A 591-nucleotide genomic window follows, 5' to 3' on the forward strand; every position below is an offset into this window, starting at 1 on the left:
AAATAACGCAGGGTTAAGTCGTCCATAGGGATATTTTTCATTGTGCTAATGGAAAGGGTGAAATACAGGGAAACTGTGCTTCAGAAACAGTGTGGAGAAAGAGAAAATAATTTTTTCATGAGGTCGACTCTTCCTCAGCCCCGTGTCGTGCCTTTATTTTTCATACGCGCTATTCATCAGTGACGGAATAAACCGGGCCTGACACGGGCAACTACTTTGGCTATCCAAGGTACCCGCAAACTTGCGGCCATTTACCGAATCGCCGGGAACGTGGCCGACAATGATATAGGTTCCCGGATGCTTGCCGCAGGTTACTCTGTCTTGTTCACGGGACGCAGCTTTGCCCATCAAGACATGTGTAGCGTCACCTTCGGTGATCACGCCGCCGCAGGTTGTTTTGTCACCAACCCCAAGGTAATAACCTTTTGCCATTGTTTGTTCCTTTTCTGTTATCCGCATAACACGGCCGCACGGGCCGGGTCGAGGGCGATAAGCCCACTGAGCAAGCTTTCCATTTCGGCATACAGGCGGGTTTTATCACTGTCGCTGCGTTGTGCTTTCATCCGCAGCAGCTTCAGACTTCGGGCTTTG

The 591-nt window shown here is 50.3% G+C and carries 1 pseudogene; it reads right to left on the minus strand.

Annotated features, from left to right (window positions below):
- Window positions 1–159: 159 nt before the first annotated feature.
- Window positions 160–432 (minus strand): annotated as a pseudogene (locus AEP37_RS23995) (PAAR domain-containing protein); the annotation flags it as partial.
- Window positions 433–591: the final 159 nt, after the last annotated feature.

It is taken from the genome of Yersinia pekkanenii (assembly GCF_001152565.1).
GTDB lineage: Bacteria > Pseudomonadota > Gammaproteobacteria > Enterobacterales > Enterobacteriaceae > Yersinia > Yersinia pekkanenii.